General features: G+C 41.3%; 17 protein-coding genes. 13 read left to right on the top strand and 4 right to left on the bottom strand.

Annotated elements, in window-relative coordinates:
* Positions 1-26: 26 nt before the first annotated feature.
* Positions 27-896, bottom strand: a complete 870-nt coding sequence (gene sdaAA / locus ACWPVZ_RS08395) for an L-serine ammonia-lyase, iron-sulfur-dependent, subunit alpha (protein WP_347099992.1) — start codon at positions 894-896, stop codon at positions 27-29.
* Between the two features lie 12 nt (positions 897-908).
* Entirely contained in the window at positions 909-1,580 is a 672-nt protein-coding gene (gene sdaAB / locus ACWPVZ_RS08390) for an L-serine ammonia-lyase, iron-sulfur-dependent subunit beta (protein ID WP_454381805.1), read from the bottom strand.
* A 274-nt stretch (positions 1,581-1,854) separates the two neighbouring features.
* On the opposite strand from sdaAB, the gene ACWPVZ_RS08385 reads away from it, so the two are divergent.
* From ACWPVZ_RS08385 to smc, 10 genes are all read left to right on the top strand, one after another.
* A complete protein-coding gene (locus ACWPVZ_RS08385; RefSeq protein ID WP_211180723.1) occupies positions 1,855-2,550 on the top strand; it encodes a YjjG family noncanonical pyrimidine nucleotidase in 696 nt (231 codons plus the stop codon).
* Between the two features lie 59 nt (positions 2,551-2,609).
* Positions 2,610-4,397 carry an excinuclease ABC subunit UvrC gene (gene uvrC / locus ACWPVZ_RS08380; protein ID WP_454381804.1) on the top strand — a complete coding sequence of 596 codons (1,788 nt, stop codon included), beginning with the start codon at positions 2,610-2,612 and terminating at the stop codon, positions 4,395-4,397.
* 87 nt (positions 4,398-4,484) lie between these two features.
* Positions 4,485-6,035, top strand: a complete 1,551-nt coding sequence (cls, locus tag ACWPVZ_RS08375) for a cardiolipin synthase (protein WP_454381927.1) — start codon at positions 4,485-4,487, stop codon at positions 6,033-6,035.
* Between the two features lie 80 nt (positions 6,036-6,115).
* Positions 6,116-6,628 (top strand): GNAT family N-acetyltransferase, encoded by a 513-nt coding sequence (locus tag ACWPVZ_RS08370; RefSeq protein ID WP_049528923.1) that lies wholly within the window; start codon positions 6,116-6,118, stop codon positions 6,626-6,628.
* 130 nt (positions 6,629-6,758) lie between these two features.
* Positions 6,759-8,333 carry a cardiolipin synthase gene (gene cls, locus ACWPVZ_RS08365; protein WP_454381803.1) on the top strand — a complete coding sequence of 525 codons (1,575 nt, stop codon included), beginning with the start codon at positions 6,759-6,761 and terminating at the stop codon, positions 8,331-8,333.
* A gap of 15 nt (positions 8,334-8,348) precedes the next feature.
* Positions 8,349-9,002 (top strand): DNA alkylation repair protein, encoded by a 654-nt coding sequence (locus ACWPVZ_RS08360; RefSeq protein ID WP_454381802.1) that lies wholly within the window; start codon positions 8,349-8,351, stop codon positions 9,000-9,002.
* A gap of 295 nt (positions 9,003-9,297) precedes the next feature.
* Positions 9,298-10,374, top strand: a complete 1,077-nt coding sequence (locus ACWPVZ_RS08355) for an aspartate-semialdehyde dehydrogenase (RefSeq protein WP_454381801.1) — start codon at positions 9,298-9,300, stop codon at positions 10,372-10,374.
* A 383-nt stretch (positions 10,375-10,757) separates the two neighbouring features.
* Positions 10,758-11,693, top strand: a complete 936-nt coding sequence (dapA, locus tag ACWPVZ_RS08350) for a 4-hydroxy-tetrahydrodipicolinate synthase (protein ID WP_013990425.1) — start codon at positions 10,758-10,760, stop codon at positions 11,691-11,693.
* Between the two features lie 161 nt (positions 11,694-11,854).
* Positions 11,855-12,544 (top strand): ribonuclease III, encoded by a 690-nt coding sequence (gene rnc, locus ACWPVZ_RS08345; protein WP_454381800.1) that lies wholly within the window; start codon positions 11,855-11,857, stop codon positions 12,542-12,544.
* A gap of 2 nt (positions 12,545-12,546) precedes the next feature.
* On the top strand, positions 12,547-16,080 hold the full coding sequence (gene smc / locus ACWPVZ_RS08340; protein WP_454381799.1) for a chromosome segregation protein SMC: 3,534 nt from the start codon (positions 12,547-12,549) through the stop codon (positions 16,078-16,080).
* 391 nt (positions 16,081-16,471) lie between these two features.
* Here smc and ACWPVZ_RS08335 read toward each other — a convergent pair whose 3' ends face one another.
* Both ACWPVZ_RS08335 and ACWPVZ_RS08330 read right to left on the bottom strand, forming a co-directional pair.
* Positions 16,472-17,017 (bottom strand): DUF3278 domain-containing protein, encoded by a 546-nt coding sequence (locus tag ACWPVZ_RS08335; protein ID WP_454381798.1) that lies wholly within the window; start codon positions 17,015-17,017, stop codon positions 16,472-16,474.
* Between the two features lie 26 nt (positions 17,018-17,043).
* On the bottom strand, positions 17,044-17,241 hold the full coding sequence (locus tag ACWPVZ_RS08330; RefSeq protein WP_454381797.1) for a helix-turn-helix transcriptional regulator: 198 nt from the start codon (positions 17,239-17,241) through the stop codon (positions 17,044-17,046).
* A gap of 437 nt (positions 17,242-17,678) precedes the next feature.
* Here ACWPVZ_RS08330 and pheS point away from each other — a divergent pair, with 437 nt between their 5' ends.
* The 3 genes from pheS to pheT all read left to right on the top strand — a co-directional run bounded on the left by pheS (position 17,679) and on the right by pheT (position 21,968).
* Positions 17,679-18,722, top strand: coding sequence for a phenylalanine--tRNA ligase subunit alpha (gene pheS / locus ACWPVZ_RS08325; protein WP_014633009.1), 1,044 nt, complete (start codon positions 17,679-17,681; stop codon positions 18,720-18,722).
* Between the two features lie 16 nt (positions 18,723-18,738).
* On the top strand, positions 18,739-19,257 hold the full coding sequence (locus tag ACWPVZ_RS08320; protein ID WP_104021074.1) for a GNAT family N-acetyltransferase: 519 nt from the start codon (positions 18,739-18,741) through the stop codon (positions 19,255-19,257).
* Between the two features lie 296 nt (positions 19,258-19,553).
* Positions 19,554-21,968: a phenylalanine--tRNA ligase subunit beta gene (gene pheT / locus ACWPVZ_RS08315; protein ID WP_454381926.1), complete on the top strand. Its 2,415-nt coding sequence runs from the start codon at positions 19,554-19,556 to the stop codon at positions 21,966-21,968.
* The last annotated feature ends 56 nt before the right edge of the window (positions 21,969-22,024 follow it).

Below are 22,024 nucleotides of genomic sequence, written 5' to 3'. Positions count from 1 at the left end.
GTTTTTTTGTGATTATTCTAAAAAAATCAACCAAAGATTTCTTTTGCGAGTGCTTTTCCTTTCGGAGTTGCTGCTAAGCCACCTTCAGCAGTTTCACGAAAGGCGGTTGGCATAGCTGAACCGACCTGATACATAGCGTCAACTACCTGGTCGACTGGAATGGCAGATGTGATACCTGCCAAGGCCATGTCGGCAGCTACTAGGGCAAAGCTTGCTCCCATAGCATTACGTTTGACACAAGGAACTTCGACTAATCCAGCTACAGGGTCGCAAATGAGCCCCAACATATTCTTAAGCACAAAGCAAATGGCCTGGCTAGCTTGGAAGGGTGTTCCACCAGCAGCTATTGTGATAGCGGCAGCAGCCATAGCAGAGGCAGAGCCAACTTCGGCCTGACATCCTCCCTCTGCTCCAGAAATTGAGGCGTTATTTGCGATGACTAGACCAAATGCGCCAGCAGTGAAGAGAAAATCTAATTGTTGTGATTGGCTCAAGCCCAATTTTTCGATAGCTGTTGTTAGAACAGCGGGCAAACAACCTGCTGAACCAGCCGTTGGTGTCGCACAAACTAACCCCATCTTGGCATTAGATTCATTGACGGCCATGGCATTTCTAGCAGCCCCTAAGACAGCAGACTCAGCCAAAGTCTTTCCATTTTTGATATAAGCATCCAGCTTGGCAGCGTCTCCCCCGGTTAAGCCAGTTGGTGATTTCTCTGGGGACAAACCAGCCTGAACAGACTCTATCATCACTTCAAGATTTCGAGTCATGAGAGCTAGGATTTCAGGACGTTCCCGTCCAGTTAGCTCTGTCTCTGTAGCTATCATGAGCTCTGCGATATTACCTTGGTAATCTCGGTCAGCTTGTTGAACTAATTCTTCAATAGTGTAAAACATGCAATCCCCCTCTTAGCTGAAAAAGTTGACATTATGTAGATGAGGAATTCTAGCGATTTCATTGACGGCCTCATCACACTGGTGCGAGTCAATTTCAATAATCATAATGGCCTTCTCACCAGCATTTTCTCGAGTGACGGTCATCTGAGCGATATTGATACCATAACGAGATAAAATATCGGTCACAAGAGCAATCATTCCTGGAACATCTTGGTGAACAATAATAAGTGTAGGTGTATTCATTTTGAGGTTGACCGCAAAACCATTGAGTTCGGTTACTTGGATATTTCCCCCACCGATGGAAACACCAGTGGCAGAGATAGTTTTTGTAGCATTTTTTAGTGTAATACGAGTGGTGTTGGGATGCGGTGCATTACTATCTTTGTTGATTTTCCAGTAGACTTTAATGCCTTTTTCGTATGCAATGTCCAGTGCACGCGGAATATCAGGGTCATCAGTTTCCATTCCTAAAATACCAGCTACAAGAGCCACATCAGTCCCGTGACCTCGATAGGTCTTTGCAAAGGAATTAAAAAGTTGAAATTCTACTTCAGTGGGTATATCACCAAAGATGGCAGAAACAATCTTTCCAATACGAACAGCTCCTGCAGTATGACTAGAGGAAGGTCCTACCATGACAGGACCGATAATGTCAAAAACGGATTGAAATTTTAAATTTTTCATAACACGCCTCGTTTGATTAATCTTGTATTTTCAGTATACCATGAATTAGAGAGATTCGCTGTTTAAGTAAAAATCTATTGAAACCATAAAAAATAACTTATTTTAAGGTTTCTTTAAGGTTCAATAGATATAATAATGTCCTATTAAGTAAGCAATACTTATTTTTCATAAATCAGAGAGGGCGGCCTGTGGGTCGTCTTTTTTTATTTATTCATATATAGCTAGATTGTGGTAAAATAGAGCCTAAAGATTCAAGTATCAGAAAGGATACGCCATGACCTATACCCATTTACTTTTCGATCTTGACCACACACTCCTAGATTTCGACCGTGCTGAAGATTTGGCTTTAAACTACTTGCTTGAAGAGGCTGGTGTGGCTTCACAAGATCTTAAAGTTTACAAGGACCACTATATTCCCATGAACCGTTCCATGTGGGAAGACCTCAATCATGGTTTAATCACTAAACCGGAATTGCTTCGCACGCGCTTTTCTCGTCTTTTTGACCATTTTGGACAGGAGGTTGATGGTAGTCACTTAGCAGGCCGTTACCAACATTTCTTGAGTCAACAGGGGCAGGAGTTGCCTCAGGCCCATGCTTTCTTATCAAACGTTAAAGACCGTGGCCACAAGATTTATGCAGCGACTAACGGTGTTAGCTATATCCAACGTGGTCGTCTGCAGGCTTCGAGTATTTTACCTTTCTTCGACGATGTTTTCATCTCTGATGAGGTGGGTGCCCACAAACCGTCCACAGACTTTTTTGATAAAATTGCCAATCAGGTCCATGATTTTCACCCAAGCTCAGCTCTCATGATTGGTGATAGTCTAACTGCTGATATCCAGGGTGGTAATAATGCGGGTATTGATAGTGTCTGGTTCAATCCAAGTAACCTAGTCAATGAGACTCCAGCAGTTCCAACCTATCAAGTCAAAAGTTATGAGGAAATCCTGAAGATTTTGTCCAAGTAAGGCTATGATAGCCATGATTCCGAAGAGCTTTTTAGCTCTTTTTTTGCTACAATGAAAGCATGAATGATCTGATTAAACATAAGTTGGAACTACTCCCAAGCAACCCGGGGTGCTATCTCCACAAGGACAAATTCGGCAATATTATTTATGTCGGTAAGGCTAAAAATCTAAAAAATCGTGTGCGTAGCTATTTTCGTGGAAGCCATGATACCAAGACGGAACTTTTGGTATCTGAGATTGCAGACTTTGAATTTATCGTAACCGAGTCTAATATCGAGGCCCTGCTTTTGGAAATTAACCTCATCCAAGAGAATATGCCTAAATTTAACATTCGCCTCAAGGATGATAAATCTTACCCTTTTATCAAGATTACCAAGGAGCTCTATCCAAGACTCTTGATTACTCGCCAGGTCAAAAAGGATGGTGGTCTTTATTTCGGCCCTTACCCAGACTCTGGTGCAGCCAATGAAATCAAGAAGCTTTTGGACCGTATTTTCCCCTTTAAGAAATGTAAAAATCCTGCCAACAAGGTCTGTTTTTATTACCATATTGGTCAATGTAATGCCCACACCATCTGTCACACCACTGAGGAATATTGGCAAGGTTTGGTTGAGGATGTCAAGAATTTCCTAAACGGTCATGATGATAAAATCGTTAACCAGCTCAAGGGCAAGATGAAGGACATGTCTGATCAGATGGAGTTTGAGCGTGCAGCGGAGTATCGAGACCTGATTGAGGCAGTGTCGACGCTCAGGACCAAACAAAGGGTTATCCGTCAAGACATGCAGGACCGTGATATTTTCGGTTACTACGTGGACAAGGGCTGGATGTGTGTTCAGGTTTTCTTTGTTCGCCAAGGAAAACTCATTCAGCGTGATGTCAATATGTTTCCTTACTATAATGACGCCGAGGAGGATTTTCTAACCTATATGGGTCAGTTTTATCTGGATAGTCGTCATCTCAAGCCTAAGGAGATTTTCATTCCAGGAGATATTGATCAAGAATCTGTAGAAGCCCTAGTCGGAGATGAGGTCAAGGTCTTTAAACCTCAACGTGGAGAGAAGAAGCAGTTGGTTAATCTGGCAACGAAAAATGCCCGTGTCAGTTTGACCCAAAAATTTGATCTCCTCGAAAAAGACTTGGCTAAGACCCAAGGAGCTATTGAAAATCTAGGCAAGCTCATGGGGATTCCGACACCAGTCCGTATCGAGTCTTTCGATAACTCTAACATCATGGGAACTAGCCCTGTCTCTGCCATGGTTGTCTTTGAAAATGGTAAACCTAATAAAAAAGAGTACCGCAAATATAAAATCAAGACTGTTGAAGGTCCTGACGATTATGCCAGTATGCGTGAGGTCATTCGTCGCCGCTATAGTCGTGTCAAACGCGATGGTTTAACGCCACCAGACCTTATTATCATGGATGGTGGTCAAGGTCAAGTCAATGTCGCCAAGGACGTACTTCGTAATGAGCTTAATCTATCTATCCCAGTTGCGGGGCTTCAGAAAAATGACAAGCACCAAACCAATGAATTGCTCTTTGGAGAGCCCTTACAGATTATTGATTTGCCACGTCAATCCGAGGAATTTTTCCTCCTTCACCGTATTCAGGATGAAGTACACCGTTTTGCCATCACCTTCCATCGACAAGTCCGTAGTAAGAACAGTTTCAGTTCCAAACTTGATGGAGTGGAGGGGCTAGGACCTAAGCGCAAACAAAAACTCCTCAAACACTTCAAGTCTATGACAGCTATCCAAAAAGCTACCGTTGAGGATATCCAAGCCCTTGGCATTCCTGAAAAAGTAGCACAGGCTCTATTGGATAAGTTAGGCGAAGATAACAATTAAAGAAACTTAAATTCATTAAGCCATTTTTTTGTTATAATAAGAATAATTAAAAAGGAAAGGAGTCCTGCTATCAAAAACGAAGCTAAAATTGAACGTCTTTATGATAGGGGGCGTCGTGGCTTTCTTCGAGGTATCTTTAGTCGTGCTACGATTATCTTCCTTATCATCTTACTGCAGCTTGTTGTTGTAGCTATGTCTTACCTTTGGTTGAGTCAGTATAGAGTGCACCTGCAGGTGACAGAAGTGGTCCTTCGTATTCTAGCCATCATCTATCTCTTCCAAAGTGATATGGAATCAACGGCTGTTAATACTTGGTTACTGATTGTTTTACCTTTCCCTATTATCGGAACCTTACTCCTAGCCTATACAAAACTAGATTTGGGCTATACAGGGATGAAGCGTGCGATTCAGAGCAATATTGACCGCAGTTGTGGAATATTGAAACAGGATGATAAAGCTCTCGAAGAGCTTAAGCAACGTCACACGAGTAACTACAATTTGGTTCAGTATCTTGAAAATGTTAATGGGCATTTTCCTGTCTATCGTCATAGTAAGACGACCTATTTTCCAAGCGGAGAAGCCAAATTTGAGGAAATGAAGAAACAGCTCCTTAAAGCGGAGAAGTACATTTTCTTGGAATATTTCATCATTGACGAAGGTGAGATGTGGGGTGAAATCCTAGCTATCTTGAAACAGAAGGTTCAAGAAGGGGTGGAAGTACGTGTCATGTATGATGGTATGATTGAATTTTCAACCTTGAGTTTCGACTATAAGAAACGTTTGGAGAGAATTGGCATTCAATCTCGTGTTTTTGCGTCAGTAACGCCTTTCTTGTCAACCTATTACAATTACCGTGACCATAGAAAAATCTTGCTGATTGATGGTAAGGTAGCCTTTACAGGTGGGGTTAATCTAGCTGATGAATATATCAACAAGATTGAGCGTTTTGGCCATTGGAAAGATACTGCACTCATGGTTGAGGGGCCAGCGGTTGATACTTTCTTAGTCCTCTTCCTTCAAATGTGGACTTACTCACATGAAACACTGGATGTGACACCATATATGGTTGAGCATGAGACCTTTGATACTCCTGGTTTTGTTGTTCCTTACGGGGATATCCCACTGGATAAGGATAAGGTTGGTGAGAATGTTTATATTGATATTCTTAATCATGCGCGTGATTTTGTTCATATCATGACGCCCTATCTTATTTTAGATGGCGAGTTACTACATGCTTTGAAGTTTGCGGCTGAGCGTGGAGTTGATGTTAGTATCATCATGCCTGGTATTCCTGATAAAAAGTCAGCTTATTACTTAGCTAAGACTTACTACCCAACACTTTTAGCATCTGGTGTTAAGATCTTTGAGTACACACCCGGTTTTGTTCACGCCAAGATCTTTGTGAGTGACAATAGTAGGGCTGTTGTAGGAACAATCAACTTGGATTACCGCAGTCTTTATCATCACTTTGAGTGTGCGGCTTATCTTTATAGGACGTCATCAGTGGTTTCCATTGAGGAAGATTTCCAAGCGACCAAAGCCAAGTGTCATCGAGTTAGTGTCGCTGAGATTGAAAATCTGCCGTTCCATCAAAAGGCTTTAGGATTATTGACTAGATTAGTTGCTCCGTTGATGTAGTGACAATTTGTGTTAGAAGAGGGTTGAGCCCTCTTTTCTTATAGTTTAAAATAAAGGTAATGAAGTCGAAGGAGAAAATGATGTTAACTATTCGTCCAGCCAAGTTATCCGATGCACCAGCTATTCAGGCCATCTATGCACCCTATGTTGAAAAGACAGCTATTACTTTCGAATACGAGGTTCCCAGCGTTCAAGAGTTTGAAGCACGCATCAGCAAGACGCTTGAAAAATTCCCCTATCTAGTGGTAGAAGAGGATGGCCGAGTTCTCGGCTATGCTTATGCTTCAACCTATTATGCTCGTACAGCCTATGATTGGACAACAGAATTGTCTATTTATCTTCATGAAGATGCGCGTGGTCGAGGTTTGGGAAATCAGCTCTATGATGCCCTTGAGGAGGAACTTGAGAAGCGAGGGTTCTTGCGTTTCTTAGCCTGCATTGCAGTCCCTAATGAGGCCAGCGTTGCTATGCATGAAAAGCGGGGTTATGTCCAAGTTGCCCATTTTCCAAAAGTTGGCTACAAGTTTGAGCAATGGCACGATATCGTCTGGATGCAAAAAAACTTGGATGGACCTGTTAGAAAGATACAGTAGGTGCCCCATCAATCTTAAATCACAATGGCTAATTATCCCTGCCTTTTGCATATGCTAAAATGATACTAATAAAATCACTGGGAGAGACCGAAAAGTTTGTGGTGGTCTCCCATACATGAAAGGAACCTATATGACTCAAGTAACCAGTGCTAGACTGTTACCCCAAAAGCCCTCCAGATGGGCTAAAAGTCTTCTTAATCGCAAGGTACCTATTTTCCTGTTCTTCTTACTGGAATTGGCTTTTCTCGTTTTCTCATATCTCAGTCTACAAGAGCATTTTCCATCCATTATCTTATGGGAACACTTGTTGAGTGTTTTTACCTTTTTTTATTTGCTGAATCGTTCCATGGATTCTCGTTCCAAATTATCCTGGCTGATTATCATTGCTCTTTTCCCAATTTTTGGGACAGCCTTGCTTTACTTTTCACTTGCTGATTTGGGTGTGAGACGGTTGAAGAAACGACTTGAGGATGCTACAGTGCAAGCTTCTAATTATTTAAGCACCGATCCAGAAGTAGCTGATTATTTATCTCATGGTGATCGTCAACTACAGCGTTTAGCTTATTTTCTGGAGCATAGTCCAGCTCAGTTTTCTATCTACAGAGATACTGAGGTGACCTATTTTCCACTTGTAGACGACATGCTTCCAGCACTGTTGGAGGATTTGAAAAAGGCAGAGCGTTATATCTTTATGGAGTATTTCATCATTGACGAAGGTATCATGTGGGGTGAGATTTTAGCCATTTTGGAGGAAAAGGCCAAGGAAGGTCTGGACGTTCGTGTCATGTTTGATGGGATGATTGAGATGACCACCTTGTCCTACGATTATATTGAGCGACTACACAAGGTGGGTATTAAAGCTCAAGCCTTCTCACCAGTCAAGCCCATCCTATCAACCTATTACAATTACCGAGACCATCGGAAGATTACTGTGATTGATGGTCAAGTTGCTTATACTGGTGGTGTAAATATCGCTGATGAGTATGTCAATAAACGTGAACGCTTTGGTCATTGGAAGGATACAGCCCTTCGCCTAGATGGTTCAGCAGTTCAAACGCTAAAAGCTCTCTTTTTGACCATGTGGACGGTGACTGGAGTAGAAGACAAGACAGATATGGAGCACTATCTACAAGAAAAACCTCAAAAAAGCAAGAGTCAGGGTTTGGTTCTCCCTTATGCCAATTCACCTTTGACCTACCACAAGGTTGCAGAAAATGTTTATTTACATCTTCTGAATACATCTACCGATTATGTCTATATCATGACACCTTATCTGATTTTGGATGATGAATTGGTTCAATCTATGACCTTTGCTGCTAGACGAGGTGTAGATGTTCGTATCATTATGCCAGGGATTCCAGATAAGCAGTATGCCTTTGATATTGCGACTACCTATTTTAAAGTGCTCTTGGATGCTGGCGTCCGTATTTTCCGTTATACCCCAGGCTTTATCCATGCTAAAGTTTATGTTTCTGACGCCAAACAAGCTGTGGTAGGTACCATTAACACTGATTACCGGAGCCTCTATCAAAATTTTGAAGATGGGGTCTATCTCTATAAAAATCTGGAAGTGCTTAACATTGAACAAGATTTTGAGAAAACCCAGGCACTCTCAGAGGAAGTCAATCTGGAAAGTTTGTCTAAAATACCTATGGCTCATCGTCTAGGTGGCTATCTCTTTTCTCTGATTGGACCTTTGATGTAATATAGGAGTGTTCATATGGATGCAAAAATTCTTTTGAAACAGTTAGAAGACCAAGCTGATCCAGCTAAAGTACTACCCATGGAAGCCTATATGAAAAATAAATTCAGCTTTCTTGGCGTTCAAAAACCAATTCTCAAAAAGATCGAAAGAGAGTATTTTAAGCCTTTTATAAAGGATCCAATTGATTGGACTTTTGTAGAAGAGTGTTGGCAGCAACCCTACCGTGAGTTTCAATATATTGCTATGGATTATCTGGATAAAAAGAAGAAGGAGCTTAGACCTGAAGATTTTCCAAAGCTAAAGGAATTGGCTCAAACCAAATCATGGTGGGACAGTATAGATCAATTGGACCTTATCATCGGAGAGATTACTTTTCACTATCCAGAAACCAAGAATATCATGCGCAAATGGAGTCTTGATGAGGATTTTTGGTTAAGACGTATTGCCATCGACCACCAGCTTATGCGTAAAGATTTGACAGATACTGATCTCCTAGCAGAGGTTATCTGTAACAACTTTGGGCAGACGGAGTTTTTCATTAATAAGGCTATCGGTTGGAGTTTGCGCAATTACTCAAAGGTAAATCCTGATTGGGTTCGGGCTTTTATTGATCAACATGCTAGTCAAATGGCATCTCTTAGCATTCGTGAGGCAAGTAAGTATTTATAGAAATCAAGTACTTGACTCTGTCGTTTAATATGCTAGAATAGGAGTATGCGATGAGTCGATTGGCTCTTTAGAGCCTTTTGCGCTGAGGAGGTCTACATTAGATTGTAACGCAGGAGCGGACCTTGAGTAGTTGTGTGAACCTGCTACTCTCATCGAAAGATGCCTCTTATCCCTTGCCCTTTGGTAGGGGATTTTTCTTTATTCTTGGCTTTTTTACCCTTTTCAACTGGACTTAAACGTAGTATAATAGATTCACTAAACTAAATTGATAGAAAATTCCGAAAGAGGTTTAACTATGGGATACACAGTTGCTGTTGTCGGTGCTACAGGTGCCGTTGGTGCTCAAATGATCAAAATGTTGGAAGAATCAACACTTCCAATCGATAAAATTCGCTACCTTGCGTCTGCTCGTTCTGCAGGAAAAGTCTTGCAGTTTAAAGGTCAAGACGTGACCATCGAAGAAACGACGGAAGACGCATTTGAAGGTGTAGACATTGCACTTTTCTCAGCTGGTGGATCTACCTCTGCTAAATATGCACCATACGCTGTTAAAGCCGGTGCAGTAGTCGTTGATAACACATCTTACTTCCGTCAAAATCCAGATGTGCCATTGGTTGTACCTGAGGTCAATGCACATGCACTCGATGCTCACAACGGTATTATCGCTTGTCCTAACTGTTCAACAATCCAAATGATGGTTGCCCTTGAGCCAGTTCGTCAAAAATGGGGCTTGGACCGTATCATCGTGTCAACCTACCAAGCTGTATCAGGTGCTGGTATGGGAGCAATCCTTGAAACACAACGTGAGTTGAAAGAAGTTTTGAATGACGGCGTTAACCCACATGATGTTAAAGCTGAAATCTTGCCATGTGGTGGTGATAAAAAACACTTCCCAATCGCCTTCAACGCCTTGGCTCAAATCGACGTCTTCACTGAAAATGACTATACTTACGAAGAAATGAAGATGACAAACGAAACTAAGAAAATCATGGAAGACGACAGCATTGCTGTATCAGCAACATGTGTACGTATCCCAGTTTTGTCAGCTCACTCAGAGTCAGTCTATATTGAAACAAAAGAAGTGGCACCAATTGACGAAGTGAAAGCTGCTATTGCAGAATTCCCTGGTGCAGTTCTTGAAGACGACGTTGCTAACCAAGTCTACCCACAAGCTGTTAACGCTGTAGGTTCACGTGATACCTTCGTTGGACGTATCCGTAAAGATTTGGATGCTGAAAAAGGTATCCACATGTGGGTTGTTTCAGATAATCTCCTTAAAGGTGCCGCTTGGAACTCAGTCCAAATCGCAGAAACACTTCACGAACGCGGTTTGGTTCGCCCAACTTCAGAATTAAAATTTGAATTGAAATAGGGAGAGAAACAGAAATCAGTAACTCGAAGAGTTTGATTTCTCCTTCGCTTTTATAATTTAAGGCTCAGGCTATAAAAGTCCACCGGACTTTTATACTCCCCCCGCACAGTTAATTAGGAAGTACGAATGTTGCAGACATGAGTAGTTCCAATCAAACACTGCGTTATGATTCAGGAATCAGTAAGGATTTAGTATTGTATTTGAATACTAAATTTAAGCTGAATCCTATAAAGCAGAGAGACTTCTCTCTGTTTTTTTGTGTTTTGACTATCATATTGAAACAGTCAGTCCTCCCGTTTTCAGAAAATTGTTAACTTATCTGTCTGTCTGGTCAAAATTATGGTAAAATGGAAAGGATTAGAAAACGGTTGAAGGAGAATATTATGTCAATTGATCAATTAAGAGATGTCAAACTGATCACAGCCCTTATTACACCTTTCCACGAAGATGGCTCTATCAATTACGATGCGCTTCCAGAATTGATTGAGCATCTTTTGGCTCACCATACAGAAGCTCTTCTTTTGGCGGGGACAACAGCTGAAAGTCCAACACTTACTCACGATGAGGAGTTGGAACTCTTTGCGGCTGTTCAGAAAATCGTTAATGGACGTGTGCCATTAATTGCTGGTGTCGGTACCAACGATACACGAGACTCTATCGAGTTTGCCAAAGAAGTTGCCAAATTTGGTGGTTTTGCAGCTGGTCTTGCTATCGTGCCTTACTACAACAAGCCATCACAAGAAGGTATGTACCAACACTTCAAAGCTATTGCGGATGCTTCTGATTTGCCAATTATCATCTACAACATCCCTGGTCGTGTGGTTGTTGAAATGGCTCCTGATACCATGCTTCGTTTGGCTGAACATCCAAATATTATCGGGGTTAAAGAATGTACCAGCCTTGCTAATATGGCCTACCTTATCGAACATAAACCAGAAGATTTCTTGGTTTATACCGGTGAAGATGGGGATGCCTTCCACGCTATGAACCTTGGAGCTAACGGTGTTATCTCAGTAGCCTCTCATACAAATGGTGATGAGATGCATGCCATGCTTGAAGCTATTGAAAATAGTGACCTCAAGACAGCAGCAGCTATCCAACGTAAATTTATTCCTAAAGTTAACGCTCTCTTCTCAGTACCAAGTCCTGCACCTGTCAAGGCTGTTCTTAACCATCTTGGTTTCGAAGTTGGACCACTTCGTTTGCCATTGGTTGCATGTACTTCAGAAGAAGCTAAACGTATCATCAAGGTTGTCCTTGAAGAAGATGTCGAAGCAACACGTGAGACAGTTACAGGTGTTGTTCGTCCAGATTATTAATAAAATGAAGTTGAGCAGATTCAGATTGCTCAGCTTTTTTAGTTGAATAGGTTAAATCTCACAAAATCAGCAGATTAGGTTCTAAAAGCAGTTTTCTATCATGAAAATCAGCTTTTTTTGATATAATTATAATTAGTGTGCTTAAAAAGAAAGGAAGTTTCATGAATCAACTTGAACAAAAACTTGAGCAGGATTTTGGTATTGTTTTTAGCCAAAAAGACCTCTTAGAAACAGCATTTACCCATACCTCATATGCCAATGAGCACCGCCTCCTAAACATTTCACATAATGAACGTTTGGAATTTTTAGGAGACGCGGCTCTGCAATTAGTCATTTCCGTTTATCTTTACAATCGCTACCCTAACAAGCCAGAGGGGGAAATGTCTAAGATGCGTAGTACTATCGTTCGTGAAGAAAGTTTGGCAGGTTTTACAAAGTCTTGCGGATTCGAGCAGTATATTCGTCTTGGTAAAGGGGAAGAAAAATCCGGTGGACGTGAACGTGCCACTATCCTAGGTGACCTCTGGGAGGCCTTCCTCGGTGCCCTTTATTTGGATCAAGGCTTGCCTGCTGTTGAGAAATTCTTGAATCAGGTCATGATTCCTCAGGTTGAAAAGGGAAACTTTGACCGCGTCACGGACTATAAAACAGCGCTTCAAGAGCGTCTTCAGGTCAATGGTACGGTTGATATTACTTATACTGTTATCGACGAGTCTGGACCAGCTCATGCCAAAGAATTTACTATGCAGGTAGCTGTTGATGGTAAGGAACTCAGCACAGGTCTTGGAAAATCTAAGAAATTAGCTGAACAGGCAGCGGCAAAGGCTGCCCTTGAACAACTAGGAAATTAAGCATGTATTTGAAATCAATTGAAATGCAGGGCTTTAAATCCTTTGCGGATAAGACGCAAGTCATCTTTGACAAGGGAGTAACAGCCGTTGTAGGTCCAAATGGATCGGGAAAATCAAATATTACAGAGAGTCTGCGCTGGGCACTGGGTGAATCATCTGCCAAGAGCTTGCGTGGGGGCAAGATGCCTGACGTTATTTTTGCGGGAACAGAGGTTCGTAAGGCTCTCAACTATGCGGAAGTAGCGGTCACACTTGATAACAGTGATGGTTTTATCGCAGGTGCTGGCGAAACCATCCGTGTGGAACGCCACATTTATCGAAACGGTGACAATGATTACTTGATTGACGGTCGTAAGGTTCGTCTACGTGATATTCATGACCTTTTCATGGATACAGGTTTAGGGCGTGATTCTTTTTCCATTATTTCCCAAGGTCGTGTTGAGGCTATTTTTAATGCCAAACCTGAAGAACGCCGCGCTATTTTCGAAGAAGCAGCAGGGGTTCTCAAATATAAGACACGTAAGAAAGAAACGGAAAGCAAGCTTAATCAAACCCAAGATAATCTTGATCGTTTGGAAGATATCATCTACGAGTTAGATGGTCAGGTTAAACCGCTTGAAAAGCAAGCTGCGACTGCCAAACGTTATTTGGAATTAGATGAGGAACGTAGACAGACTCAGCTTAATCTTTTGGTCCACGATATTGAAGTTGGTAAATCTGATTTGAGCCAGACCCAAGAGGGTTTGGCAGCGGTCAAGGAAAAATTAACTAGCTATTATGAGGAACGTCATCGTCTAGAGACTGAAAATCAAGAACTCAAGCAAAAACGCCATCAAATTTCAGAACAAATTTCTTCTGACCAACAAACCTTGGTGGATGTCACACGTCTTATTAGTGATTTTGAGCGTCAAATTGATCTTTATACCATGGAGAGTCAGCAGCGTTCAGAGAAAAAAGAAGAAACTGAAGCTCGTCTCAGTGAGTTAGAGCATTTGAAAGAAGAAGCTCAGGCAGCACTTAATAAGGTTAATCAAGGCCAAGTTGAATTGAATGCGGAGTTGGATAGCCTTGCCCAAGAGCTGATTGCTATTCAAAAAGAACTGGAGCAATTTTCTGATGATCCAGATACGCTTATTGAACGTTTACGTGAGGACTATGTTGGTCTGATGCAGGAGGAAGCCAAGGTTTCCAACAGTTTGACTCAGGTCACTCACGACATGGACAGTCAGACACAAGCGCTCGAGGCACAGGCTGAAGAATATAAACAAGCTCAAGCGGATTTACTTTCCGCTCAGGAAGTGGCTAGCGAAGCCCAAAAAGCTTATCAAGCAGCCCAAGCGAGTCTTCAAAACCTCTTAGCTAGCTACAAAGAAAAGGCTCAGGCTTATCAAACTCTTGATAAGGACTACCAAGAAGCTCAAAAGAAGATGTTTGACCTCATGGATTATCTTAAAAGTAAAGATGCCCGTCGTCAAAGTCTAGAATCTATCCAGAAAAATCATTCTAATTTCTATGCAGGGGTGAAGGCTGTCCTTCAAAATGCCCAATCCATTCAGGGAATTATTGGCGCAGTCAGTGAACACTTAACCTTTGACACGCGTTATCAGACGGCTCTTGAGATTGCTATGGGAGCTAGCGGGCAAAACATTATTGTTGAGGACGAAGCGGCTGCTAAGCGTTCGATTGACTACTTGAAACGAAATCGTCAGGGACGTGCGACCTTCTTGCCTTTGACCACTATTAAGCCACGTCAACTTAATGGACAATTTGCTCAAAGTCTTGCCAATGCACCAGGTTTTATAGGTATGGCTTCCGATTTGGTTACCTATGAGGACCGCTTATCTAATATTTTCCAAAACCTCCTAGGAGTGACAGCAATCTTTGATACCATTGACAATGCCAATAAGGCGGCTCGAGCGGTTCGTTTCCAAGTGCGTATGGTTACTCTTGATGGCTCTGAGATTCGTCCAGGTGGTGCCTTTGCTGGTGGTACCAACAAACAAAATAATAGTCTCTTTATCAAGCCTGAACTAGATGCATTGACTGCTGAAATTAACCAGATTAAGGCTCAATTAAGTGATAGTGAAGCCAAAGTTGAAGCCCTTAAGGTTAAACGTAAGGCTCTACAGAAAGAGCTGGAAGATCTTAAGGTAGATGGTGAGAATGCTCGTCTGCAAGAGCAAAAACTAGGCTTAGAACATCAACAAGCCTTGTCAGATTTAGAGAAAAATCAAGTCTTAGTAAATAGTTTCAAACAGGATTCTCAGGGATCTGAAGGTGCAAATCTGCAAGATAAGGCTGAGCAACTTAAAGCTGAGTTAGTGCAAATTGCATCCAAGCGTGAGGCCATTAACGACCGTATTGAGGCCATTAAGGAAGATAAAGATGCTCTTGGTCAACAAAAACAGGTTCTCCTAGACAAGCAATCTGAACTTCAGTTGAAGGAACGTGACTTGCAGGCAGAATTGCGTTTTGCGAAGACAGAAAGCAATCGTCTTCAAACTGACTTATCTGAGTTAATGAAAGAATCGGATAGTCTTAAGGCGCTCCTTAACAACCATGTTGATGAAGACCAAACTGACCGCCTTCCCCATCTGCAAGCACAGCATAAAGAGGCTGTTCAACGTAAAGACGATTTGGAACAAGCTCTTGTCCGTGCTAAGATTCAGGTGCAAGATTACGAAGGTCAGTTGGAGGATTTGGAGGAGCGTTTGGCAAAAGCTGGCAATCGTAACGAGGATTTGATTCGTCAACAGACTCGCTTGGAAGAACGTGAAAGTCAGATTAGTCAATCACTTCGTAAGTTTGCGACTCAGTTGGCTGAAGATTATCAGATGACGCTCGAAGCAGCCAAAGGTCAGGCTAGCCCTCTTGACAATGTCGAACAAACCCGCCAGAATCTGCAAGGTCTTGAGCGTTCGATTAAAGCTTTGGGGCCAGTCAATGTGGATGCTATTGCCCAATTTGAAGAGGTTAAGCAACGTTTAGATTTCTTGAACGGCCAAAAGGATGATTTGCTCGAAGCCAAGAGTCTCCTTCTGAATACCATTAATGACATGGATGATGAAGTGAAATCACGCTTTAAAGCAACCTTTGAGTCTATCCGAGAAAGCTTTAAACAAACCTTTACGCAGATGTTCGGTGGAGGTTCAGCTGACTTGATTTTGACCTCAGACAATCTCCTAGAGGCTGGAGTAGAAATTTCAGTTCAGCCACCAGGTAAGAAAATTCAATCGCTTAACCTTATGTCAGGTGGCGAGAAAGCCTTGTCAGCTTTGGCCCTTCTCTTTGCCATCATTCGTGTTAAGACAATTCCATTTGTAATCCTAGACGAAGTAGAAGCGGCTTTGGATGAAGCTAATGTTAAACGCTTCGGTGACTACCTTAATCGTTTTGACAAGTCAAGTCAATTTATCGTAGTTACCCACCGTAAGGGAACTATGTCTGCAGCAGACTCTATTTATGGAGTAACCATGCAGGAGTCAGGTGTCTCGAAAATCGTTTCAGTCAAACTGAAAGACCTTGATTTAGACTAAAAATAGATTATATTTTCATGAAAGATAGTTGATAGCTTTATCACTATCTTTTTTCATAGTCTCAAAAAATTTGTAAGGACTTTCAGAAAATAATTAAGTTTGCGCTTTCAAAATTACGCAATCGATTGCGTAAAATGCTATAATAAAGGCTTTGATTAGGATTTTAGGGTTTATGAGAGAGAGGGCGACTTGTCATTTCCCACTGACATGTTACAATATTTAAGGAAATGTCATATGGGGATATGGTGTTTTTTGAAGTTAGTTATAGTGTATGTGCTAAGATACGATTTTCTGGACACATTTAGGCTTCGCATATACAAGTCTAAGAAGTCTTCTTTCGAGCAAAAAATCCAGGCTGGGAAACCTGGATTTTTTCTTTGTCTGTTTTAGTTTATTGGTCATCTTTTTCAGCTTGAGATTTGGCTTGTTTGATACCAGCATTGACCAAGCCCTGCATGATAGCCCCAAAAAGGATAGCTTCAAAAATGCCTGATAGCATATTATGGATTGAGAATAATTCTGTCAAATAGTCTTTATTGTCAACTAAGAAGTGAACTAGGGGCATGCCTAAGAACATGCTAATCCCAAAGTATAAACCTGACTTAAGCCCCACGTGCTTAAGTTGTTTTTTCTCTTTCTCAGTCAGTTCTTCCTCGTCAAAAGCATTAACAGCACTTATCTTTAACTTATAAGTAAGGATGCTGCTAACTAACAGAATGATAATCAAGAGGAGGATAGGATAAATACGAGCTACAAGTTCGGGATACTTAAAGCCTATAAGAAAGGCAATACAATTACCACAAAGTAAGGTAAAGAAAAGAACTATGAAAGCTATGTTACCCATTCGATCAACCTGTTGGCGCTTTTGTTCATCTAAAGGACCAGTAATACCGTAAAAACGTTTGATTAGTTTGTCAGTGAAGGTTTCTTTAACCATGATTTACCTCTTTCTATCTTTTATCTTTATTCGCCATTTCCATCCCAAAAGAGACTGTTCAGGTCTGTATTTAAAACTTTTGCTAGATTAAGACAGAGCTCCAGTGTTGGATTATATTTGTTGTTTTCGATCATATTAATGGTCTGTCGGGAAACACCAATAGACTTTGCGAGTTCTAGTTGCGAAAGCCCCATATTTTTTCTAAATTCCCTGACATGATTCATAATGGGCCTCCTTCTGAAAGACAAGCTAATGTGTTGCTGTAAGTCGCAATTTATTAATTATGTCAACTTTATCTGACATAATTGTAGCAAGTTCCTATAGATATGTCAATTATCTTAGACATAATTTTAATTTGGTATTAACTAAAGGATTCTTTGTCAGCTCTTGAAAGCTTTTTGCTTTTTTGGTAAAATAAATGGTAATTGAATAGAAGTCGTAGAGACTAGTAACCTTATGGAAATTGACAGGGATTGGGGGCCATGGACTGGAAGCCTCCTCAAGGGAAGTTTGGCGAATTCACTCATGAAGACGGCTGGCGAATCAAGGTCTGGTTAACCAGATAAAAAACGGATGGTACCGCGTGTCAACGCTCCGGGTTGGAGTTTTGGCATGTGGTTTTTGTTTGCGATTCGAAATTGTTACATCAGAAAGGAATCTCATGGATTTACAAACACAATTGCAAGAGTTGAAAACCTCAACGCAGGCTAAATTGGCTGAAATGCGTGGTGAACACTCTAAAGAATTACAAGAATTGCGTGTTGCAGTTTTAGGTAAAAAAGGTTCTTTGACGGATCTTTTGAAGGGTCTTAAAGACCTTCCTAATGAAGAACGCCCTAAAGTTGGTAAAATGGTCAACGAAGTTCGTGACGTTTTGACTGAAGCTTTTGATGAAGCTGCTAAAATTGTTGAAGCAGCTAAGATTCAAGCACAGCTTGACTCTGAAAGTCTTGACGTAACTCTTCCAGGACGCCAAGTCAAACTCGGTAACCGTCATATTCTTAGCCAAACAGCTGAGGAAATCGAAGACATTTTCTTGGGGATGGGCTTCCAAATCGTTGATGGTTTTGAAGTTGAAACAGATTACTATAACTTTGAACGTATGAACTTGCCTAAGGACCATCCAGCGCGTGACATGCAAGATACTTTCTATATTACGGAAGAAATTTTGCTTCGTACTCACACAAGTCCTGTTCAAGCTCGTACACTTGATAAACACGATTTTTCTAAGGGTCCTCTTAAGATGATCTCACCAGGACGTGTTTTCCGTCGTGATACCGATGATGCGACTCACAGCCACCAGTTCCACCAAATCGAAGGTTTGGTCGTTGGTAAAAACATCTCAATGGGTGATCTTAAGGGAACGCTTGAGATGATTATTCAAAAAATGTTTGGTGCAGAACGTCAAATCCGTTTGCGTCCTTCTTACTTCCCATTCACTGAACCTTCAGTTGAAGTTGACGTGTCATGCTTCAAGTGTGGAGGTAAAGGATGTAACGTATGTAAAAAGACAGGTTGGATTGAGATCCTTGGTGCTGGTATGGTTCACCCACAAGTGCTTGAGATGTCAGGTGTTGATTCTGAAGAATATTCAGGTTTCGCCTTTGGTCTTGGTCAAGAACGTATTGCCATGCTTCGCTATGGTATCAACGACATCCGTGGTTTCTATCAAGGGGATGTTCGTTTCTCAGAACAGTTTAAATAAGATTTAGGAGGTTGTCATGTCAGTAGTTATTCGTAAGGTTCTTCCGGAAGAAGTAGCAGAATTAAAAGTTATTTCCGAAGATACCTTTAGAGAGACTTTTGCTCATGATAATACCGAGGTCCAGTTGCAAGGTTACTTCGACTCCGCACTTTCTGAAGAAGTTCTCTTAGATGAAATCACTCATGAAGAATCGCGATACTTTTTCATTCTCGTTGATGGTGAAAAGGCAGGTTTTCTAAAGACCAATGTTGGTTCTGCTCAAACAGAGCAGCATTTGGACAATGCATTTGAAATTCAACGAATTTATATCAGTCAGGCCTTCCAAGGCATGGGTTTGGGTAAGCAACTCTTTGAATTTGCATTGCAGGAAGCCCGTGATCTAGGTTGTGATTGGGCCTGGTTGGGTGTTTGGGAAAGAAATTTCAAAGCACAGATTTTTTACGATAAATATGGCTTTGAAAAATTTGCAGAACACAATTTTCCGGTTGGTGACGGTAAAGTAGACTGTGACTGGTTGCTTAAATTAAAACTATAAACCGATTATTAAGTTGATAGAGAGGAGTTTATAAGGCGATTAAACGTGTCAGTTCGTCTTCCTCTTATATCAGCTATACATATTCCTAAATTACAGAAAGGATTTGAACCCGCCCTAAGTAGAGGTTTAGATTCTTCTCTCATTTATCAGTTGAACTGATAATTTTACAGAAAGGATTTGAATACGACCTCAAAGTTCGAGATTTAGATAAGTCGCTACTGAAATTAGGATTTCAGGCGACTTCCTAAAATCTTGTCACTTTGGTCCTTGCTCTGCAAGGACACGGTCTTAATATCATAATTATGCTAGTTAGTTATAAATGGTTAAAAGAGTTGGTTGATGTGGATGTTACCACTGCTGAACTCGCTGAAAAAATGTCGACGACAGGTATTGAAGTGGAAGGTGTTGAAACACCTGCTGAAGGCTTGTCTAAATTGGTTGTTGGTCATGTCTTGTCATGTGAAGATGTGCCTGAAACACACTTGCACTTGTGTCAAGTAGATACAGGAGATGCTGAAGGTCCACGTCAAATTGTTTGTGGAGCTCCAAATGTCACTGCTGGAATCAAGGTCATTGTTGCCATTCCTGGTGCACGCATTGCGGACAATTACAAAATTAAAAAAGGGAAGATTCGAGGCATGGAATCTCTCGGTATGATCTGTTCTTTGGCAGAACTTGGACTTCCAGATAGCATTATTCCTAAGGAATTTGCAGATGGAATCCAAATTTTGCCTGAAGATGCTGTACCTGGAGATAGCATTTTCCCATATCTCGACCTTGACGATGAAATCATCGAATTGTCAATCACACCTAACCGTGCTGATGCTCTTTCTATGCGTGGTGTGGCCCATGAAGTCGCTGCAATCTATGGCAAATCTGTTCACTTCCCAGAAAAAACAGTCACAGAAGACAGCAAGCCAGCTTCTGATAAGATTTCAGTAGCTATCGAAAGCGATAAAGTGGCTACTTATGCTAGCCGTGTGGTTGAGAATGTTACTGTTCAACCAAGTCCACAATGGTTACAAAACCTTCTTATGAATGCTGGTATCCGTCCAATCAACAATGTGGTAGATGTGACAAACTATGTTCTTCTTTACTTTGGACAACCAATGCACGCCTTTGATTTGGACAAATTTGAAGATTCACGAATCGTTGCCCGTGATGCCCGTGAGGGGGAAAAATTGGTGACTCTCGATGGTGAAGAACGTGAATTGACTACTGAAGATATTGTTATTACAGTTGCTGACAAACCAGTTGCCCTAGCAGGTGTTATGGGTGGCGCATCAACTGAAATTGACAACAATTCTAAAAATGTTGTTCTCGAAGCTGCTGTATTTGATGGTAAATCAATTCGTAAGACAAGTAGTCGTCTCAACCTTCGTTCAGAATCATCATCACGTTTTGAAAAAGGTATCAATAACGATACTGTCCTTGAAGCGCTTGATTTTGCTGCAGCAATGTTGCAAGAATTGGCAAATGGAACGGTGCTTGCAGGCCGTGTTCAAGCGGGATCAGTTGATACAGAGCCAGTTCAAGTTTCTACAAGTCTTGATTATGTGAATGTTCGCCTTGGTACAGAATTGACTTTTGCAGATATTGAAGATGTCTTTGCGAAACTTGGTTTTGGATTGACAGGTGATGCCGATAAATTCACAGTATCTGTACCACGTCGTCGTTGGGATATCAGTATCCAAGCAGACCTGGTTGAGGAAATTGCACGTATCTACGGCTATGAAAAATTGCCTACGACACTTCCAGAAGCAGCAGGAACAGCAGGTGAATTGACTGAAACACAAGCACTTCGCCGTAAGGTTCGTAGCATTGCTGAAGGTGCTGGATTGACTGAAATCATCTCATATGCTTTGACAACACCTGAAAAAGCCGTTGAATTTGCTGCGACACCAAGTAATTTGACTGAGTTGATGTGGCCAATGACTGTTGACCGTTCAGCTCTTCGTCAGAATATGGTTTCTGGCATGCTTGATACTGTTGCTTACAATGTTAACCGTAAGAATAGTAACGTTGCTATTTACGAAATCGGTAAGGTCTTTGAACAAAATGGTAATCCAAAAGAGGAATTGCCAAATGAAATCAATACCTTTGCCTTCGCTATTTCTGGTCTTGTAGCTGAAAAAGATTTCCAAACTAAAGCAACACCAGTTGATTTCTTCTATGCTAAAGGGATTGTTGAAGCTCTCTTTGATAAACTTGAAGTTTCAGTTGACTATGTACCGACAAAAGACCTAGCAAGTATGCACCCAGGTCGTACAGCTGCTATTGTCCTGGATGGTCAAACGATTGGATTCCTTGGTCAAGTTCACCCACAAACTGCTAAAAACTACGGTATTCCAGAAACTTATGTGGCTGAAATTAACCTTAGTGCTGTAGAAGCAGCCTTGCAACCGGCTCAACCATTTGTTGAAATCACAAAATTCCCTGCAGTATCACGTGATATCGCCCTTCTTCTCAAGGTAGAAATCACTCATCAAGAAGTTCTTGATGCTATCTACTCTGCAGGAGTGAAACGCTTGGTTGCCGTTAAACTCTTCGATGTTTACGCAGGTGAAAAACTTGGTGCTGGAATGAAATCAATGGCTTATAGCCTTACCTTCCAAAATCCAAATGACAACCTCACAGACGAAGAAGTTGCTAAATACATGGAAAAAATCACCAAAGCTCTTACTGAGAAAGTCGAAGCAGAAGTACGTTAATAGTTAAAAAATCCATCTGAGAAGATGGATTTTTAAGTGACTAGACTATATTACAA

This window comes from Streptococcus sp. Marseille-Q6379 (assembly GCF_965119505.1).
This window is presented reverse-complemented; position numbering and strand designations above follow the sequence as displayed.

Bases quoted from the DNA above. Each gene is read 5' to 3' on its own strand.
- sdaAA (WP_347099992.1), bottom strand. From the start codon at position 896: ATGTTTTACACTATTGAAGAATTAGTTCAACAAGCTGACCGAGATTAC.
- sdaAB (WP_454381805.1), bottom strand. From the start codon at position 1,580: ATGAAAAATTTAAAATTTCAATCCGTTTTTGACATTATCGGTCCTGTC.
- ACWPVZ_RS08385 (WP_211180723.1), top strand. From the start codon at position 1,855: ATGACCTATACCCATTTACTTTTCGATCTTGACCACACACTCCTAGAT.
- uvrC (WP_454381804.1), top strand. From the start codon at position 2,610: ATGAATGATCTGATTAAACATAAGTTGGAACTACTCCCAAGCAACCCG.
- ACWPVZ_RS08370 (WP_049528923.1), top strand. From the start codon at position 6,116: ATGTTAACTATTCGTCCAGCCAAGTTATCCGATGCACCAGCTATTCAG.
- cls (WP_454381803.1), top strand. From the start codon at position 6,759: ATGACTCAAGTAACCAGTGCTAGACTGTTACCCCAAAAGCCCTCCAGA.
- ACWPVZ_RS08360 (WP_454381802.1), top strand. From the start codon at position 8,349: ATGGATGCAAAAATTCTTTTGAAACAGTTAGAAGACCAAGCTGATCCA.
- ACWPVZ_RS08355 (WP_454381801.1), top strand. From the start codon at position 9,298: ATGGGATACACAGTTGCTGTTGTCGGTGCTACAGGTGCCGTTGGTGCT.
- dapA (WP_013990425.1), top strand. From the start codon at position 10,758: ATGTCAATTGATCAATTAAGAGATGTCAAACTGATCACAGCCCTTATT.
- rnc (WP_454381800.1), top strand. From the start codon at position 11,855: ATGAATCAACTTGAACAAAAACTTGAGCAGGATTTTGGTATTGTTTTT.
- smc (WP_454381799.1), top strand. From the start codon at position 12,547: ATGTATTTGAAATCAATTGAAATGCAGGGCTTTAAATCCTTTGCGGAT.
- ACWPVZ_RS08335 (WP_454381798.1), bottom strand. From the start codon at position 17,017: ATGGTTAAAGAAACCTTCACTGACAAACTAATCAAACGTTTTTACGGT.
- ACWPVZ_RS08330 (WP_454381797.1), bottom strand. From the start codon at position 17,241: ATGAATCATGTCAGGGAATTTAGAAAAAATATGGGGCTTTCGCAACTA.
- pheS (WP_014633009.1), top strand. From the start codon at position 17,679: ATGGATTTACAAACACAATTGCAAGAGTTGAAAACCTCAACGCAGGCT.
- ACWPVZ_RS08320 (WP_104021074.1), top strand. From the start codon at position 18,739: ATGTCAGTAGTTATTCGTAAGGTTCTTCCGGAAGAAGTAGCAGAATTA.